The organism is Clostridium omnivorum (genome assembly GCF_026012015.1).
Lineage (GTDB): Bacteria > Bacillota > Clostridia > Clostridiales > Clostridiaceae > Clostridium_AX > Clostridium_AX omnivorum.
Genome location: NZ_BRXR01000001.1, coordinates 457,643 through 475,007, shown reverse-complemented (window position 1 = coordinate 475,007; position 17,365 = coordinate 457,643). Strand labels below are relative to the sequence as shown.

Genomic DNA, 17,365 nt, shown 5'->3' with positions numbered 1-17,365 from the left:
TTAATTTGATAAAATTGAAAAGCTATTAACCGTAAAGGCAAACAAAATCAACAGAATTTTTAAATGTTCAATTATCAAAAATAATATTTTATAATGGCTGAATAGTTACTAAGACTTATTATTAGTATTTTAATTAATGTATAAAAATATAACTGGAAAGCAAATTTCCAGTTATATAAACAAACATAATTTATATTTCGCACAAAATCTTTGGACATTCTCGGTTACAACAATGAATACCACCTTATTCTTTGGAATATTACATTGTTAATGGATATATTCTTCCTATAAGATTATCTGTATAGGCTAGTTTTCCATCCACAGTTATTACAACAGCACCCATCCCCTTAATTCTATTAACTCTATGAATAATTGAAGCAGGATCTAATCCAAACAATTTTGTAGTATATATATCGCAGTCCAGGGACTTATCTGCAATAATTGTTAAAGAAGCTATATTACTTTCTATTGGGTAGCCTGTTTTGCTGTCAAATATATGGTGGTATTTACTTCCATCTTTTTCAAGCACTCTCTCATATATTCCTGAGGTTACAACGGATTGATCTTTTATTTTCACAAGTGCCACCGCATTTCCTCTTGGTAGAAACGGATTTTGTATTCCCACATTCCACTCACCGCCGGCCGATGGTGATTCTCCAAAAACGAGAACATTACCTCCCATATCTACCATAGCTGAAACAGCCCCATTTTCCTTAAATAATTCCATGACTTTATCAGCAAAATAGCCCTTAGCTATGGCTCCAAGGTCTATCTCAATGCCTTTTTTCAAGAAATACACGGTCTTTTTTTCATCATCTAGTTGTATATTTTCAGGCTTTAAAAGTTCCAGTACCGGTGCTATAGCTTCTTTCTCTGGGACATGTGCCCCCTCAAAACCTATTCTCCATAATTTTATTAATGGTCCTATTACAATATTTAAATATGAATTCTCACATAGACTATGTTTTTTTCCTATTTTTATCAGCTCATACAATTCCGCATCCACTTCTTGCGGAGCCAAGAAAGCTGTTTTTTTTAGCATGGCAAGCTGTGAGTTATCACTGTTGGCACTAAAGACTTCTTCATAATGAATCAGCATATCGCAAGCCTTTTCTGCAAGCTTTTCAGCAGCCGCTCCCTTTATATATAGAGAGATTTTTGTTCCCATAAGATATATTATCTTCGTACACTCATTCATTTTGCTCTCCTATATTGAAATTATTTTGCCCATGAATTAGAAATGCATCTATAAGGTCTTTATCAATAGCAGTTAGTTTTTTTTCACTGTGATATGCTATAAAATAATCTAAACTCAGCTCATCAATTGGCATTTGATATATATTGTATTCAGATGGACATTCCTTTACATAGATGCTTTCTGGTATAAAGGTCAGTCCCAAGTTACTCGTTGCAAGTTTAAGTACAGTATTGATTTCGGTGCTTTCCATTATGATTTTGGGTTCAACCTTATAAACGCTTAATAACTGATCTATCTGCTTTCTTATAGCAGAACCCTTGGAAGTTAGTATCAGCTTTTGACATAATATCTTGTTTATGTCCATAGTTCCTTCTGGAATAATGGCCACGTCTTTCTGATATAGATCACAGCAGCGAGGAATAATTGCAAAGTATCTGTGCCTGCCCCAAGTAATGGAGTTTAAGTTCGGAGAAATATTTCTTGAATTTTGTCCAATCCAAAAATCCAATTCACCATTCTGAGTGAGCTTTTCATTTTTTTCTGGTAATGTCTCTGAAAGCTCTATTCTACAGTTTGGATGCATATCCAAAAACTTTGGTAAAAAAAGAGGTAAAAGGTAGGTTCCAAGGCTAGGAAGCACTCCTATTTTTATAACCTTGTTATCTATATCTGACACAGCTGATATTTCCCTAAGCAGCTTAGCAGAACTATTTTCTATTGAAGTTAAATACTGATAGTATATCTTCCCCTGCTCGGTTAATCGATATGGCAGCTTGCTACGACTTATCAGTTCACAGTTTAACTGACTTTCTATCCTTTTAATAACTTGTGTCAAGTGAGGTTGAGAAATATAAAGTGATTTGGCAGCCTTGCCATAATTACTATATTTTAAAATGGCATCAATATAATACAAAATATCCTGAGAGTAGTATTTTGACATATAATTCATCCCTTTGTGAAATAATAACCTTATTTATTATTGTGTATGATTATAACAAATATGTTATCAAACTTCAATAAATAACTATTAGATATAATATATCTAACATGTTAAAATTATATCAAGCAAATACTAAAGTGATGAAATTTTGAAATACAGAAAGGGGATTACTATGAAATATTTAGCAATTGTAGGCACTAACTCAGACGTGTCAACTAATCGTATGCTACTTCAATTTATGCAAAAGCATTTTTTAAGTAGGGCGGAGATAGAACTATATGAAATTAAGGATTTACCTGCCTTTAATGCACCTGAAGATTCTGATATTCCTGAAAAGGTAGCAGAATTATCTGATAAAATTCTTAAAGCAGATGGAGTAATAATAGCAACTCCAGAGTATGATCATGCTATACCTGCGGTTTTAAAGAGTGCTCTTGAATGGATTAGTTACACTAGTCAAGCACTTACTGACAAGCCTGTTTTAATAGTAGGGGCCTCTCTTGGTACACTTGGTTCCTCTCGTGCTCAGGCACATCTTAGACAAATACTTGATTCACCTGAGCTTGCTGCCAGAATCATGCCAAGCAGTGAATTCCTATTAGGAAAATCACAGGGTGCATTTGATATTTCAGGAAATCTTATCTATTCAGATAAGCTATCAGAGCTTGATGAAATTTTTAGAGAGTTTCTTCTATTTACAGATATTACATCAAAACTTTTAGCAGAAAAAGCTTTAAATAAAAAAGTTAAAAAATTCACTTGGCAAGAGTAGGAGGATCAATATTAATGAAATTTATAGCAATTGTTGGAACTAGTGCAAAAAGATCATATAACCGTAAACTCCTTCAGTTTATGAAAAAATACTTTGAGTCAAAGGCAGAAATAGAAATACTTGAGATTACAGATGTTCCTATGTTTAATCAATCTGATAATCAATCTTCAAGTGAAGTGATACAGATGTTCAATGATAAGATTACAGCAAGTGATGGTGTTATTATAGCTACTCCTGAGTATAATCACTCAATTCCATCCAGTCTTAAAAGCTTAATTGAATGGTTAAGCTTTGATCTTCATCCACTTGCTGGCAAACCAGTGATGATCATTGGAGCTTCTCTTGATGTTCAAGGTTCTTCTCGTGCACAGCTACATCTTCGTCAAATCCTAGATGCACCAGGTGTTGATGCAAATGTAATGCCAGGTTATGAATTTTTACTTGGAAGCGCACATAAAGCATTTGATGAGCAAGGTAATCTAAACAATGAAAAAACCATAGACTTCCTAGAAATATGCTTCCTACGCTTTATGCGTTTTGCAAAGATTTCAAATCAGCTCAACGAAGAAGAAGAGTTTACCTTTACACCAGGAACATATGAGGTAAGTGCAATAGGTCACGGCGGAAGTCTTCCAATGAAAGTATCCTTTAGTGAAAAGAAAATAGAAAGTATAGATATAAATACAGAAGGCGAGACAGAAGGACTTGCAGATGTAGTTTTTGTAAGAATACCAGATAAAATAATTGAAGGACAGACATTAAATGTTGATGCTCTTTCCGGTGCTTCTGAAACTAGCAATGCTGTAATAGACGGTGTAGCCAAAGCAGTAAAGCTTGCAGGAGTTAACCCTGACATCCTTAAGAGACGTCCAAAGCCTGCTAGCAGCCTAAACAAAGAAGACGAAGAATATACTTGTGATGTAGTAGTTGTAGGTGGAGGCGGCGCTGGACTAAGTGCAGCTGCAACAGCGCTGCAGAATGGTTCAAGTGTTATTGTTCTTGAGAAATATCCAGCAGTAGGTGGAAATACAATACGTTCAGGTGGTCCTGTCAATGCTGCAGATCCAGAGTGGCAGAGACTGTTTGAAGAAAACCCAGGAGAAAGACATACTATTGAAGAACTACTAGCTACAGATGAAAGCTTAATTCATCCAGAATATATAGATGATTTCCGTGCACTTAGAAAAGAGTATTCTGATTATAAGAAAAAGTTTGATACACAAAAGGGACATCTATTTGACTCTCCACTACTTCACAGAATGCAAACATATTTTGGTGGTAAAAGAACTGACCTTAATGGTAACACCATATATGGACAATATGACCTAGTAAAGATACTTACAGACAGAGCTTTAGAAAGTGTTAAATGGCTAGAGGAAATAGGGGTTGAGTTTGATAAGAGCATAGTATTTGCTCCTGTTGGCGCACTTTGGCGTCGCGGCCATAAGCCTACAAAAAGCTATGGTACAGCATTTATACTTGCACTATCAAAATATGTGCAACATAACTCAGGAAAAATCATTACTGATAGCCCTGTAAAAGAATTTATCATAGAAGATGGTGAAATAAAAGGAGTTATAGCAACTGGTGTAAATGGCCAAAAGATAACTGTTCATGCAAAAGCAGTAGTGCTTGCAAGTGGTGGTTTTGGTGCAAACACAAAGATGCTAAAAGAATATAACACTTACTGGAGTAATATTGATGATAATATAAGAACAACCAATTCCTACGCTATGACTGGTGATGGAATATTGCTTGGTAAGACTGTAGGAGCAGCACTTACAGGAATGGGCTTTACTCAAATGATGCCTGTAGCTGATCCTGAAACTGGTGAATTATTCAGTGGAGTTCAAGTGCCTCCTGAAAACTTTGTAATGGTAAATAAAAAAGGAAAAAGATTTATTAATGAATTCTCAGGAAGAGATGTTTTAACAAAAGCTGCTATTGACCAGGGGGGGGTATTCTACCTTATAGCTGATGATGAAATAAAGAAAACTGCAGCTAATACAAGTCAAGAAAAGCTAGACCGTCAGGTAGAAGCTGGTACTCTATTTAGAGCAGATACCCTAGAAGAGCTAGCAGTAAAAGTTGGTATGGACCCTGCGATTCTTATAGATACTATTAATAAATATAATTCATATGTTGATGCAGGTTTTGATCCTGAATTCCATAAAGATACATTTAGCTTAAAGGTTGAGAAAGCACCGTTTTATGCTACTCCTAGAAAGCCAGCAATTCATCATACAATGGGTGGACTTAAGATAGACACTAAAGCCCATGTATTAGACGAAAATGATAAACCAATTAAAAATCTCTATGCTGCTGGAGAAGTTGCTGGAGGTATACATGCAGGTAACCGTCTTGGCGGTAATGCATTAACTGATATATTTACCTTTGGAAGAATTGCTGGTAAAACTGCAGTTGATGAAATGAAATAGTTAATGTTTAGATAATTAAAATAAGAAATTTCACTTCCCCATTCTGGCCTAAACAACTGAATGTATAAACTGTCAAGGAGACAGATAAAAAGACGAAGAGCCGATGACACGCATAAGTAAAAATGCGGTTATAGGCTCTTTCTCTTATCCTTCAATAGATATAGTAATTATCTGTAGTAACCTATCTTAATATATGATAAAATGTATTGATTGGTTTTTAGGAAAAGGAGGACTCAAATGCAAAATTATAAGATGATGATAGCCTATGATGGTAGAAAATATATGGGGTATAATAAATCCAAAGATAACTTGGAAAAGAGTATTCAAGGTAAGTTAGAATTGATATTATCAAAGCTCTATGAAAAAGAGGTAGAGGTTATTGGTGCGGTTAATACTGATGCTGGAGTACATGCTAAAGGGCAAATTGTTAATTTTATAGCACCAGATAGTCATTTAAGCGAAAAAGAAATTTTTGATTATTTCGAAAAATACTTAACAGATGATATTATTATATTATCAGTAGAAACTGTTGATGAAAGATTTCATAGTAGATATTTAATGAAAAGTGTAACTTACGAATATCGATTATGGAAGAAGGATGCTCCTAATCGTCCTTTGTTTGAAAGACAATATGTTAACTTAATGAATCAAAGAATAGATGTAGCTAAAAGTAAAGAAGCTGCAAAGTACCTTGTAGGTGAACATGATTTCCTAGCCTTTACTACAAAAAAGAAAACAAGGAACACAATCAAAAAAATACTTTCTCTTGATGTAAGGGAAACCACAAATGAAATTATAATTACTATGACAGCAAATGGATTTTTATTAAATATGGAAAGAGTAATAGTAGGTACATTAATTCAAGTGGGGCTTGGTCAATTACCTATGAATACAATTCAAAAGGCTTTTGAATCTAAGGATATGAATGATGTAGGTCATAAAGCTAGTGCAGATGCGCTTTGTTTATTGAGTATTGAATACTAGTACACATATTTTATTTAAATCTATGTTATATATATGCCGTGAACCATACCACAAATGATTTACTTTTGGTAATGAGAGCTATCAATGTTAAGTTAGCTAAGGGTTATTACAATGTAACTGAATTAATAAATAGTGGATTTCAAAGGTTGTGCTTTGCCTCCACCATACGCAATAACATCCAGATTCAGGTATGTTATATTGAACTTTAGGATTTTGATGTTCTAATACTCCCCAACGGAAAACTTGAAAATATGCAAGACACATTTAAAATATAAAATAAAGTCTATATCTTATATAGTAATTTAAGATATAGACTATTTTACTTGCTAAGAAATAATAATTACTCTTCTATCATTTCATCTTCAGACCAAATGGCTACAGTCTTTTCACCATTTGACCAAGTATATATTCCATGTCCGTGCTTTAAATCCTTTTGCCATTCTCCCACATAGCTTTCACCGTCAGGCCAAGTGTATATGCCATTTCCATGTTTTAGGTCGCTTTTCCATTCACCAATGTACTTTTCGCCACCTGACCAAGTGAAAATCCCTGCACCATCCATTAAATCATTTTTCCATTCGCCAGCATATTTACTTCCGTCATTATAATAATAAGTTCCTTCACCATGTCTTTTACCATCTACTTTTTCACCTACATAATGTCCGCCGTGGATGTGTCCGTGGACTTGCTCCTTTTTGTTTTCATCATTGCATCCGCAGTCACAATCATGTTCATGTTTATTTTCCATAATAATTTCTCCTTTCCTTTAGGGATACCTTATAGCTTAAGATATTCGTTGTCGCTTGCAAGTTATCTATCTAAGTTCATTTAGAACTCCTCCTGGTTAGGTTTCCCATAAAATCTTACACTTATATCATTAATATCATTAATATTGATATAAGTCAAATTAATATGACTTGCCTAGGCTGTTTTTATTCTATAGGAAATTATTCATCAGCTTTGCTGTGCATAATTCTTATAGAATAAAAAACATGGGTGCAGGGAAAGTATTTCCATGCCATATTAGGGAGGGTGCTCAGACGCATGTATATGCGTCGTCGAAGGGAACCATAGGGTTCCATAGCGAAAGCGCTGAAAGCGCTTTTTTTATATGCAAAAGTATCGTATAATAAGTAATAAATTATAATAAGTTTAGCAATAAATGCTTCTAAAATATTTAGAATCGAAAGAGCTCAAGTAAAGGAATTGAAATAGATTATGAAAAAATTAGCGATAGGAATATTAGCACATGTAGATGCAGGAAAAACAACATTATCAGAAAGTATGCTCTATTTAAGCGGAAAAATTCGAAAGTTAGGAAGAGTAGATAATAAAGATGCTTACCTAGATACATATGAATTAGAAAAGGCAAGAGGAATAACAATATTTTCAAAGCAGGCTATATTTCAGGTGGATGAAACACAAATTACATTGCTTGACACCCCAGGGCATGTAGATTTTTCAGCAGAGATGGAAAGAACGCTTCAAGTATTAGATTATGCTATTTTAGTCATCAGTGGTGCTGATGGAATACAGGGACATACTCAAACCTTATGGCGCCTACTGTCTATATACAAAATACCAGTGTTTATATTTATTAATAAAATGGATCAAGTAGGCACTGATAAGGAAAAGCTTATGAAAGAGCTAAAACTTAGATTAAATGATGGGTGTATAGATTTTGAGGAAAATAATATGGAGATTTTTTATGACCAAATTGCAATGTGTGATGAAAAGGTTATGGAGAACTTTATAGAAACTGGTGAGGTTAAAGGTATTGATATTTCTAAACTAATAAAAAGCCGTAAAGTTTTTCCCTGTTATTTAGGGTCTGCTCTTAAATTAGAAGGTGTTAAAGAATTTATTGATGGAATTGTAAAGTATACTGAAAGGTCTTTTTATCCAGAGGAGTTTGGTGCAAAAGTATTTAAGATTTCCAGGGATGATCAGGGAAACCGTTTAACCTTTATGAAAATAACAGGAGGAAGTTTGAAGGTTAAGACAGCGTTAACTAATAAACATACTGATATAGAAGAAAAGGTAAATCAAATTCGATTTTATTCAGGTCAAAAATTTGAACTTGTAAATGAAGCAGAAGCTGGATCAATATGTGTTGTTACTGGACTTACGAAAACCTATCCAGGTGAAGGACTTGGTATAGAGAGAGAGTCTTCTAAACCACTGCTAGAGCCAGTATTGTCATATCGGGTTATACTGCCAGAGGGCTGTGATCCAAGAGCTATACTTCCAAGGCTCCGTGAAATAGAAGAAGAGGAGCCTGAACTTCATATTGTTTGGGAGGAGAATTTGCAAGAAATTCAGATTCAAATAATGGGAGATGTACAAGTTGAAATTTTGCAAAACATTATAAAGGAACGTTTTGATATTGATGTAACCTTTGACTCAGGAACTATACTTTATAAAGAAACAATTTTGAATACTGTAGAAGGCGTGGGGCATTTTGAACCTCTAAGGCATTATGCGGAGGTACATCTATTGATGGAACCAGGAGAATTAGGCAGTGGGCTGCAGTTTTTTATAAATTGTAGTGAAGATACCTTAGATAAAAACTGGCAGAGATTAATATTAACTCATTTAGAGGAAAAAGCCCATAAGGGTGTTTTAACTGGCTCAATGATAACAGATATGAAAATAACATTAGTTTCAGGAAGAGCACATAAAAAGCATACTGAGGGTGGAGATTTTAGAGAAGCTACTTATCGTGCAGTTAGGCAAGGATTGAAGCAAGCAAATTCTATATTATTAGAACCATATTATGAATTTGAACTAGAGCTGCCTGAAAAAATGGTAGGAAGGGCCATGACGGATATTGAAAAAATGCATGGAACCTGTGAAATATCAGAGGTAAATGGTGATGTGGCAATAATTGTAGGTAATGCTCCAGTAGTTACAATGAGAAACTATCAAAGAGAAGTAATTAGCTACACTAAAGGTCAGGGAAGATTGTTTTGCAGTTTGCAGGGTTATGCACCTTGTCATAATTCAGATGAAATTATAAAAAGTATTGGATATGATTCTGAAAGAGATATATGGAACCCTACAAGTTCAGTTTTTTGTACTCATGGTTCAGGCTTTATAGTGAATTGGGATGAAGTTAAAAATTTTATGCATATAGAAAGTTATTTACAGAAAGAAAAGGTGACTGATTCACAAATAGCAAAAAAAGTATCCATAGAGCAGGAACGATCTATAGGTTTAGACGAAATTGACGAAATTATAAATAAAACTTTTTATGCTAATCAAGGTAAAAAATCCGTTTGGAAGAAAAGAAAAACTGCCCTAGAGAGCTATTATAAAACCGATACTTATACTACTGTAAATAACATAACAAAGGAAGCTTACCTATTAGTGGATGGTTATAACATCCTTTTCGCTTGGGAGGAGCTAAAGGAAATTGCAAAAGATAATATTGATGCAGCTAGGACAAAATTACTAGATATTTTATGTAATTATCAGGGTATTAAAGGTAATAAAATTATTGTAGTGTTTGATGCTTATCGTGTTAAGGGACATTCCGTAGAAATATTTGATTATAATAACATTCATGTAGTTTATACCAAAGAAGCGGAAACTGCAGATCAATATATTGAAAAATTTGTTCATCAAAACCATGGAAACTATAGTATAACAGTTGCAACTTCAGATAACTTAGAACAGATAATCATTAGAGGAAACGGAGCAGGCTTATTATCTGCTATGGAATTAATGAAAGAAATAGAGTTTGCTAATAAAAAAATGATGGAAGCATATAGAGAAAGGCATAGTAAGGAACATAATATTTTATCTGATACGTTATCAGAAGAAGATAAAGAACAAGTTAAAAAATTTTTATTTTAGTTCTATTGGATTTAATTTAATATGTGTAAATCTTATCTTAGATTCATTATGAAAAAACTATAAATAAAGCACATGTAAAAAAGCACTTGCTTGCTTACATTGGTGCCCACAAACTGCTATCCAAAATGGCGAATTATCGCCTGATTATAGAAGATATACTCATCCAGGCATATCTATAGAGGATATAATTAATTAAAAATAAATATTAATGAAGTAGTGGATTTCAAAGGTCACGCTTCGCCTCCACCATATATAAACTATAATATTGATACAATGGGAAAGCCACTGATTTCAGTGGCTTTTAGTATTTTAGAGTAAAAAATGTATTTGGAAAAATCAGCAAAAACACTTAAATATAATATGAAATTTTCAAAAATGCACAAGGGTTTACATTTTGATTTTGAAGAATATTGTTAATATGTTCCCGCAGACACAACAGATAGTATGTGGAAATATATCAATACAGGTACGCACAACTTTTAACAGAAACCCCTTTGCAATCAATGATTGTATTAATCTCGCTGATAACTCCGCATCCGCCATGTGGAACTTTCATCGATTTTATAATATTCTATCCTAGTTTTTTCGCAAAAACATCAATTAACCCTAAAGTTTCAATTCTATTCTTAATTTCTTCATTATCAGTTGAATAAAGCCCTAAACTTTTCATTCTTTTGAAATACTCTGCTCCAGAAAAAGTATGTCTAATCTTCCTCCCATCAGGCGTTGTTAATCTGTAATTAGAATAATAAATAATGTCGCCAATAGTCGTTGAATTTGGCAAAGTTAATAAAGGCATATTGAGTAAAAATCTAACAGAATTATGGCCGGCTAAAGAACCAGTACAAATTGCTTCCGTGTGGCCAATGAAGAAACCCGATTTTTCACCAGCACAGAATAAGTTATCCACGCCTATTACTTTTAGATCATTAGTTCTTGGAGCTGCAGCTAGATATCTTATAGAATTACCCTTACCACCAGAATAGGGATCCATAAATCTAACCTTTTCTAATCCATGAATTTTTCTAAGTTTATCAATAGGATAGAAAGGAGTCATGAGCTTTATGTGACCAGTATCAAGTAATACAAGGTTTTCTGCAAATTGATCAAGAGCATATTGCTGGCAAACCTTAAGTTTAAGCTTGTGAGGATTTATGTCCTCTGAAGGAATCTTTAGAACAACTACACCTTTTTTATCTAGTTCACTAACAATATCATCGGATAAACTATCTTTTGGAATCTCGCAAGATCCACTAAAAGCGCCAGGAGTTTCATCTTCACGTATGGAAAATAAATCTTTTACTCCAGCTTTAGCGCTAATACTTACTCTCGAACCAAAGGTGGGACATCTTAGAATACACATTACACAGCCATTACCATACTTTGAGCAATTATCCATAGCACCTGTAGAACCAGTAGCATCTATAAACACATCTCCTTCTACCAAACTACCATCTTGAAGTTTTAAGTACTTGATCTTATTATCATCTTTTTCAATTGTAGCAACCCTGCTAATTAGGTTTAATTCTATACCTAAATCTACTAAGTGCTTTCTTACAGCTGGTTCAACCTTAGTTACATCATAAAGGGATGCATGATTGTGTGCAGGAAAGTTTATATTTTTATGTCTAGCATTATAATCCATTAAATGAATTAAGTCTCCTGCACCTAGGTTAATTAATTCTTCTGCTGCAGTATATCTGCCATTATTTCTAAATATTCCTCCTACGTTTCCAAGACCTAAAAGTAAGTCTGTTTTTTCATATAAGATTACATCCGCTCCAGCTTTTTTTGCAGTAATTGCGGCAGCGCAGCCAGACCAACCCCCACCAATAATTATGACTTTCATAATAATACCTTCCTTACTAATGCTTACTAATATTACAATATTTACTAATATAAAATTTGATACCAAATTATTCGGATTTAAATTAAACTAATTCTAAAGAAAATGGTTAAGAGCGCTAGACAGAGCATTTGCATTAATTGAATTTATGACAGAAGTAGTAGGTTCGAAGCTCTTATAGACTTTAAAATAAATCTATTAAAAATTATATTATATTTTTTTAAATTTAAGTTTTGAAATCATAAGATAAGAAAGAAGTGCAAATAGAACAACCGTTATAAGTATAGAATAAGTACTAGTTCTATGTAAAGCTAATGAAAATAATGCAATAATAAAACCAGATACAGTTATAGGCACTCCGGTAAAAGTACCATCAAATTGGCTGGAGTTATATTTTGCCAGTCTGTAAGAGCCACTCATAATATATGACAATAGAATACAACTAGAAAGCAGTCCTATATAACCTAAATTAAGAAAGTTGTATTTAATAAATACTAAAATAGCTGGAGCCACTCCGAAGGATATTAGATCAGCTAAGGAATCTAACTCCTTTCCTAAAAGACTAGATATATCAAAGAATCTAGCAATTCTACCATCGTATCTATCTATTAAAGCTGCGGTAATTATGAATATAGCAGCTAAAAAGTAATTCTGCTTAAAAGTTTCAAGTATTGAAATAATTCCTAAGGACAGATTGATAAATGTAAATAAATTTGCTGCATATGATTTTAACATATAATCACTCCTAGTTAACTGAGTTAAATTGATTAATTTTAAAGGATTCTTTAAGGTTTTTATTACATGAAAGCTTATTTATAAGCTTGTCTTTGTAAAGCAATCCTAAAACAAATGATACTAAGGATATTATTGATATAATTATTGTTGATATATAATTACCACAATGAAGATTGGATCCAATACTTGCAGATACAAAAAGCCATGGAATTCTACTAAGGAGTAAAATTTGAAAAAACTTTAGTGCTTTTATAGGTGTTAATCCTGCAATATATATTAAAAAATCTTTTGGTAGTCCAGGAATTAGAAAAATAATAAATAGTATAGCAGAAAATTTTTTGCTTTTCATAATATCTACCATCCATTTAGCATTTTTCTTAGTCATTAGCCTTTCTATAAAAGAGGCGCCTATAAACCTAGTAAAATAAAAGGCAATAACAGCTCCAACCAGTAGTCCTATTGTTGAAAAAATCACACCCAAAGTCGTGCCGTAAATATATCCACCAGCAACTTGAATTACCTCTCCAGGAATTGGAGCAATAATTGTCTGAAGTATTTGGAAGGAAATGAAAGCAACAGATCCAAAACTGCCTAGTGAAATTATATAATTCCTAAATTTATCAAGGGATACAGTAACTGCAAGGATATTTGGTAAATATTTTATGATTAATATAACTGTTAAAACGCCAAGTAAAGCTATTAGTATTTTACAAATTAAAGAAATTTTAGATTTATTCATAGTTGTACAATCCTTTCTACTTTGTTGTTCTCAAATGATAGTTTATCAGGAAAATCTTAATAATTTCGCACTTAAAATCTTATAAAAATCTTAAATCATTATCCTAATAATCTCCATCCAAATCTACCCTTATCTATAACTTGCTGATTTTTATGGAGGCTAAGGTTAAGATTAGCAGTGTAAGAAGGTTAGTGAAAATAGATTGTAAAATTTAATGAGGTGATTTAAACTATAATAGTGATACCTTAACATATATACTATAAATATGAATTGACTCCTAGGAGGGGTTAGGAAGGCTTTAGCTTATATCAATATTGATTATTAAAATGTACAAGATATTAATATACATATAATAAAAACAATGACTAATGTAAAGATTATATTTGGACAAAACCTAAATAAGTAGTATTATAATTCTTATATGTTTCCAAAAAGCCCACCTCAACAATGAACATTCTTATAGCACAAAGAAATGATAAAATACCTAAAACTACGCAACAACAATAAGAATTTCAGGAAGTTTTCGCTGAAATTATACTGTCATCTAGCTGATGAAGAAAGCTCTAATACAACACAAAAAACTATATAAATGGAAGGTGAGATTAATGAGGTTAGTAATAAATACATAGACTTTGTTTTTTGTCATTTTTGTATATAATTTTTTTTGTTAGTTACTTCAAATAAACGAGAAATTAAACATTTTTCTTTTATTTGAAAACCATTGCATTTGTATCATATATTAAATTAATTAAGGGTGATAAAGTGAAAAGTGAAGATTTTCATATTGATTCCATCAATAAAATTACAAAAAAAATAATAGGAGAAATAAGTTCTAGCAGGAAAATAATTGTTGAAATTGTAGATACTTTAAGAAAAGAACATGAAAAATTAAAAGCTGAATTGGTTGAAGTTAAAAGTAATATGAGCCTTGTAATAAATGAGGTTGATAAGCTTGGGCTTGAGGATGTAGCAATGAGGCAGAGATTAGCAGAAGTATCAGCAAACTTTGATAAATATACTGAGCTTGATATTAAACATGCTTATGAGGAGGCATCTGAAGTAAGAATTAAATATTTTGGAAAGCAAAATGAAGAAAAAAATTTAAGAGAGAAAAGGACAAGCTTAGAAATTGCTTTTAAAAAGTCTCTTGAAAATATAAATCAAGCAGAAAAGGTAGTTAATCAAGTAAGCATTGCACTAGGATATTTAGAAGGTGATCTATTACCTGTTATAGAAAACTCGGATAAAAGTTCAGAAATGTATATGGGAATTAAAATACTTGAGGCTCAGGAAAATGAAAGAAAAAGAATAGCAAAAGATATTCATGATGGACCAGCACAGCATATGGCAAATGTAGTAATGAAAGTAGATATATGCGAAAAGTTTATTAATATGGATATAGAAAAGGCACTTAATGAGCTTTCAGATTTAAAAACAGCGGTTAAGGCAGCTCTGAAAGAAGTTAGAAATATAATTTATGACTTAAGACCTATGCTGTTAGAAGAGGTAGGATTAAATCAGACAATTAATGATACAGTAGTTACAATTCTTAAGGATACAAAGATTGAAGTTGAATTTACATTAAAGCCTGTAAAAAAAGAAATTGAACCAATTATTCAAGTAGCTGTTTATAGAATAGTTCAGGAAGTCTTTAATAATATTAAGAAACATTCGTATGCAATGCATGCAAAAGTAAAATTGGATTTTGGAACAAAATATTTAATACTTATTATTTCAGATGATGGAATAGGTTTTGATGTAAAAGAAACCTTAAAGAAAGTTAGATGCAATGCTGAATCCTTTGGACTTATTGGAATTCATGATAGAGTATATCAGCTCCAAGGCGAGCTAAAAATAAAATCTTCACTTGGGAGCGGAACTATTTGTATTATTAAGCTTCCAATTAATAGAGAGGTGATAAAGGATGAAAGCAGCAGAGATTAGTGTATTAATAGCCGATGACCATGAGTTAATTAGAGAAGGACTCAAAAAGCTTATGAGTTTGGAAGATGATTTAAAACTGGTTGGAGAAGCTCGTGACGGTGAAGAAGCAATAGGGATATCTAAGAAAAATAAAGTCGATGTTATGGTGCTGGATTTTAATATGCCTAAAATTAATGGCATTGAGGTTATGAAAATGCTAAAAGAAGAGGGAAAAGATATTAAAGTAATTATTCTTACAATTGAAAATGATAGAAGAACATTAAATCAAGCAATCGAAATGGGGGCTGATGGATATGTTCTTAAGGAATCAAGTGGTATAGAGATAGTAAATGCCATAAGGACTGTATATGGTGGTGAAAAGTATATTGATAAAACTTTAGTTTCTTTACTTTTTTCACAAATAAAAAAGAAAGACAAAGGAGTTCAAAATATTATAGATTCTTTAACAAAGCGAGAAATGGAAATTTTAATAAAGCTTTCAAAAGGTTTAAGTAATAAGGAAATAGGTCAACAGTTATATTTGTCAGAAAAAACTGTTAAAAACTACGTATCTAACATTTTTAAGAAAATTAATACTGATGATCGAGTTAAAGCTACAATATTTGCACTAGAAAATAGAATAGAAAGTTATTATAATTCAGTATCATAAAAAAATAGGGACTTTAGTCCCTATTTTTTTATGACTAAATTTGGGAAAAATATGACTAATGCAGTCTATTAAGTTTGATTAATGGAATTTATAATAGAATTGTTGGGGAGGTAAAATGAAACATATGATTAAAAATATAACAAAAAATGAAGATATATGTAAAAATGTAATTGTTGCCAATAACTTCTTAAAAAGACTAAAAGGTTTGATGTTTACTAAGGAGCTTTCTTCAGATACATCTATGTATATAAATCACTGTAATCAAATACATACTTTTTTCATGAATTATAATATCGATGTTCTCTATTTAGACAAAAACAGTGTAATCATAGAAATTAATGAAAATATGAAGCCAGGGAAAATAGGAAAAAAGGTTAAGGATGCAGTGGCAGTAGTTGAACTGCAAGGTGGTAAAATTTCAAAATCCAACTTAAAAGTTGGGCAAGCTGTTATAATTTGTTAAACAAGTAATAACTCAATAAATAAAATAAGGGGGTGAATTGATGCTCGATTTTATAAAGAGATTTATAACTGAAGAAAGAGCACAAGGGGTGACTGAGTATGCACTGGCATTAGGAGTTATTATAATAGCGACGATAGCACTTATTTCAACTTTCAGTGGGAGTATACAAACAGCTTGGACTAATAGAACAAATGGACTAGGAACCTCAGTGGTCAATGCCACTGCCCCTGTTCCCTAAGTGATTAAAACTAAAATTTAATATATTTTTAGGAGGGAATTTATTATGTTTAATCTAGTTAGCAGATTATTAACTGAAGAAGAAGGACAAGGTATGACTGAATATGCACTAGTATTGGGAGTTATTGCAATAGGAACCATAGCACTTATCACTGCTTTCAGTGGACAAGTTAAAACAGCATGGACCAATATTAAAAATAACTTAGGTAGTGCAGTAGAAACCAACACTGCAACTACACCATAAGCTCAATAATACTAAAATAAAAAATAGGAGGATAAAGATTATGTTAAACACAGTTAAAAGATTAATGATTGAAGAAGAAGGACAAGGTATGACTGAATACGCACTTGTATTAGGAGTTATAGCAATAGGCTGTATAGCTCTTATAACAGCTTTCAGTGGTCAGCTCAAAGCAGCTTGGACTAATATTCAAAATAACTTAGGAAATGCTATACAAACAGGAACTACACCAACTCCATAATAATAACAAAAAAATAAATAGGAATTTTCTTAGATAATAAGGCTCTGCATTGTGTAGAGCCTTTAAAATAGGAGGTTAGA

General features: G+C 32.4%; 16 protein-coding genes. 10 read left to right on the top strand and 6 right to left on the bottom strand.

Going from position 1 to position 17,365, the window contains the following annotated elements; translation table 11 throughout:
* Positions 1 to 259: 259 nt before the first annotated feature.
* Complete coding sequence (locus tag bsdE14_RS02140; RefSeq protein ID WP_264848289.1) at positions 260 to 1,198, bottom strand: FAD:protein FMN transferase; 939 nt, start codon at positions 1,196 to 1,198, stop codon at positions 260 to 262.
* On the bottom strand, positions 1,191 to 2,138 hold the full coding sequence (locus bsdE14_RS02135) for a LysR family transcriptional regulator (protein WP_264848288.1): 948 nt from the start codon (positions 2,136 to 2,138) through the stop codon (positions 1,191 to 1,193). The genes bsdE14_RS02140 and bsdE14_RS02135 overlap by 8 nt, the downstream gene beginning before the upstream one ends.
* A 172-nt stretch (positions 2,139 to 2,310) precedes the next feature.
* On the opposite strand from bsdE14_RS02135, the gene bsdE14_RS02130 reads away from it, so the two are divergent.
* The 3 genes from bsdE14_RS02130 to truA all read left to right on the top strand — a co-directional run bounded on the left by bsdE14_RS02130 (position 2,311) and on the right by truA (position 6,332).
* Positions 2,311 to 2,910 carry an NADPH-dependent FMN reductase gene (locus bsdE14_RS02130; RefSeq protein WP_264848287.1) on the top strand — a complete coding sequence of 200 codons (600 nt, stop codon included), beginning with the start codon at positions 2,311 to 2,313 and terminating at the stop codon, positions 2,908 to 2,910.
* Between the two features lie 14 nt (positions 2,911 to 2,924).
* Positions 2,925 to 5,348 carry a flavocytochrome c gene (locus tag bsdE14_RS02125; protein WP_264848285.1) on the top strand — a complete coding sequence of 808 codons (2,424 nt, stop codon included), beginning with the start codon at positions 2,925 to 2,927 and terminating at the stop codon, positions 5,346 to 5,348.
* Positions 5,349 to 5,585: 237 nt separating this feature from the next.
* Positions 5,586 to 6,332 (top strand): tRNA pseudouridine(38-40) synthase TruA, encoded by a 747-nt coding sequence (gene truA, locus bsdE14_RS02120; RefSeq protein ID WP_264848284.1) that lies wholly within the window; start codon positions 5,586 to 5,588, stop codon positions 6,330 to 6,332.
* A 340-nt stretch (positions 6,333 to 6,672) separates the two neighbouring features.
* Here truA and bsdE14_RS02115 read toward each other — a convergent pair whose 3' ends face one another.
* Positions 6,673 to 7,080: an MORN repeat-containing protein gene (locus bsdE14_RS02115; RefSeq protein ID WP_264848283.1), complete on the bottom strand. Its 408-nt coding sequence runs from the start codon at positions 7,078 to 7,080 to the stop codon at positions 6,673 to 6,675.
* 470 nt (positions 7,081 to 7,550) lie between these two features.
* On the opposite strand from bsdE14_RS02115, the gene bsdE14_RS02110 reads away from it, so the two are divergent.
* Positions 7,551 to 10,190 (top strand): translation factor GTPase family protein, encoded by a 2,640-nt coding sequence (locus bsdE14_RS02110; protein ID WP_264848281.1) that lies wholly within the window; start codon positions 7,551 to 7,553, stop codon positions 10,188 to 10,190.
* 571 nt (positions 10,191 to 10,761) lie between these two features.
* Here bsdE14_RS02110 and bsdE14_RS02105 read toward each other — a convergent pair.
* The 3 genes from bsdE14_RS02105 to bsdE14_RS02095 form a co-directional block, all read right to left on the bottom strand.
* Positions 10,762 to 12,039, bottom strand: a complete 1,278-nt coding sequence (locus tag bsdE14_RS02105; RefSeq protein ID WP_264848280.1) for an FAD-dependent oxidoreductase — start codon at positions 12,037 to 12,039, stop codon at positions 10,762 to 10,764.
* A 207-nt stretch (positions 12,040 to 12,246) separates the two neighbouring features.
* Positions 12,247 to 12,771, bottom strand: coding sequence for a CDP-diacylglycerol--serine O-phosphatidyltransferase (gene pssA, locus bsdE14_RS02100; RefSeq protein WP_264848279.1), 525 nt, complete (start codon positions 12,769 to 12,771; stop codon positions 12,247 to 12,249).
* Between the two features lie 10 nt (positions 12,772 to 12,781).
* On the bottom strand, positions 12,782 to 13,510 hold the full coding sequence (locus bsdE14_RS02095) for a TVP38/TMEM64 family protein (protein ID WP_264848278.1): 729 nt from the start codon (positions 13,508 to 13,510) through the stop codon (positions 12,782 to 12,784).
* A gap of 762 nt (positions 13,511 to 14,272) precedes the next feature.
* Between bsdE14_RS02095 and bsdE14_RS02090 the strand changes: the two genes are divergently transcribed.
* From bsdE14_RS02090 to bsdE14_RS02065, 6 genes are all read left to right on the top strand, one after another.
* Positions 14,273 to 15,454: a sensor histidine kinase gene (locus bsdE14_RS02090; protein ID WP_264848277.1), complete on the top strand. Its 1,182-nt coding sequence runs from the start codon at positions 14,273 to 14,275 to the stop codon at positions 15,452 to 15,454.
* Positions 15,435 to 16,103 carry a response regulator gene (locus bsdE14_RS02085; RefSeq protein WP_264848276.1) on the top strand — a complete coding sequence of 223 codons (669 nt, stop codon included), beginning with the start codon at positions 15,435 to 15,437 and terminating at the stop codon, positions 16,101 to 16,103. Before bsdE14_RS02090 ends, bsdE14_RS02085 begins: the two co-directional genes overlap by 20 nt.
* 115 nt (positions 16,104 to 16,218) lie before the next feature.
* Complete coding sequence (locus bsdE14_RS02080) at positions 16,219 to 16,566, top strand: DUF192 domain-containing protein (RefSeq protein ID WP_264848275.1); 348 nt, start codon at positions 16,219 to 16,221, stop codon at positions 16,564 to 16,566.
* A 40-nt stretch (positions 16,567 to 16,606) separates the two neighbouring features.
* Entirely contained in the window at positions 16,607 to 16,804 is a 198-nt protein-coding gene (locus tag bsdE14_RS02075) for a Flp family type IVb pilin (RefSeq protein ID WP_264848274.1), read from the top strand.
* 45 nt (positions 16,805 to 16,849) lie between these two features.
* Complete coding sequence (locus tag bsdE14_RS02070) at positions 16,850 to 17,047, top strand: Flp family type IVb pilin (RefSeq protein WP_264848273.1); 198 nt, start codon at positions 16,850 to 16,852, stop codon at positions 17,045 to 17,047.
* Between the two features lie 40 nt (positions 17,048 to 17,087).
* Positions 17,088 to 17,285: a Flp family type IVb pilin gene (locus tag bsdE14_RS02065; protein ID WP_264848272.1), complete on the top strand. Its 198-nt coding sequence runs from the start codon at positions 17,088 to 17,090 to the stop codon at positions 17,283 to 17,285.
* Positions 17,286 to 17,365 lie beyond the last annotated feature (80 nt).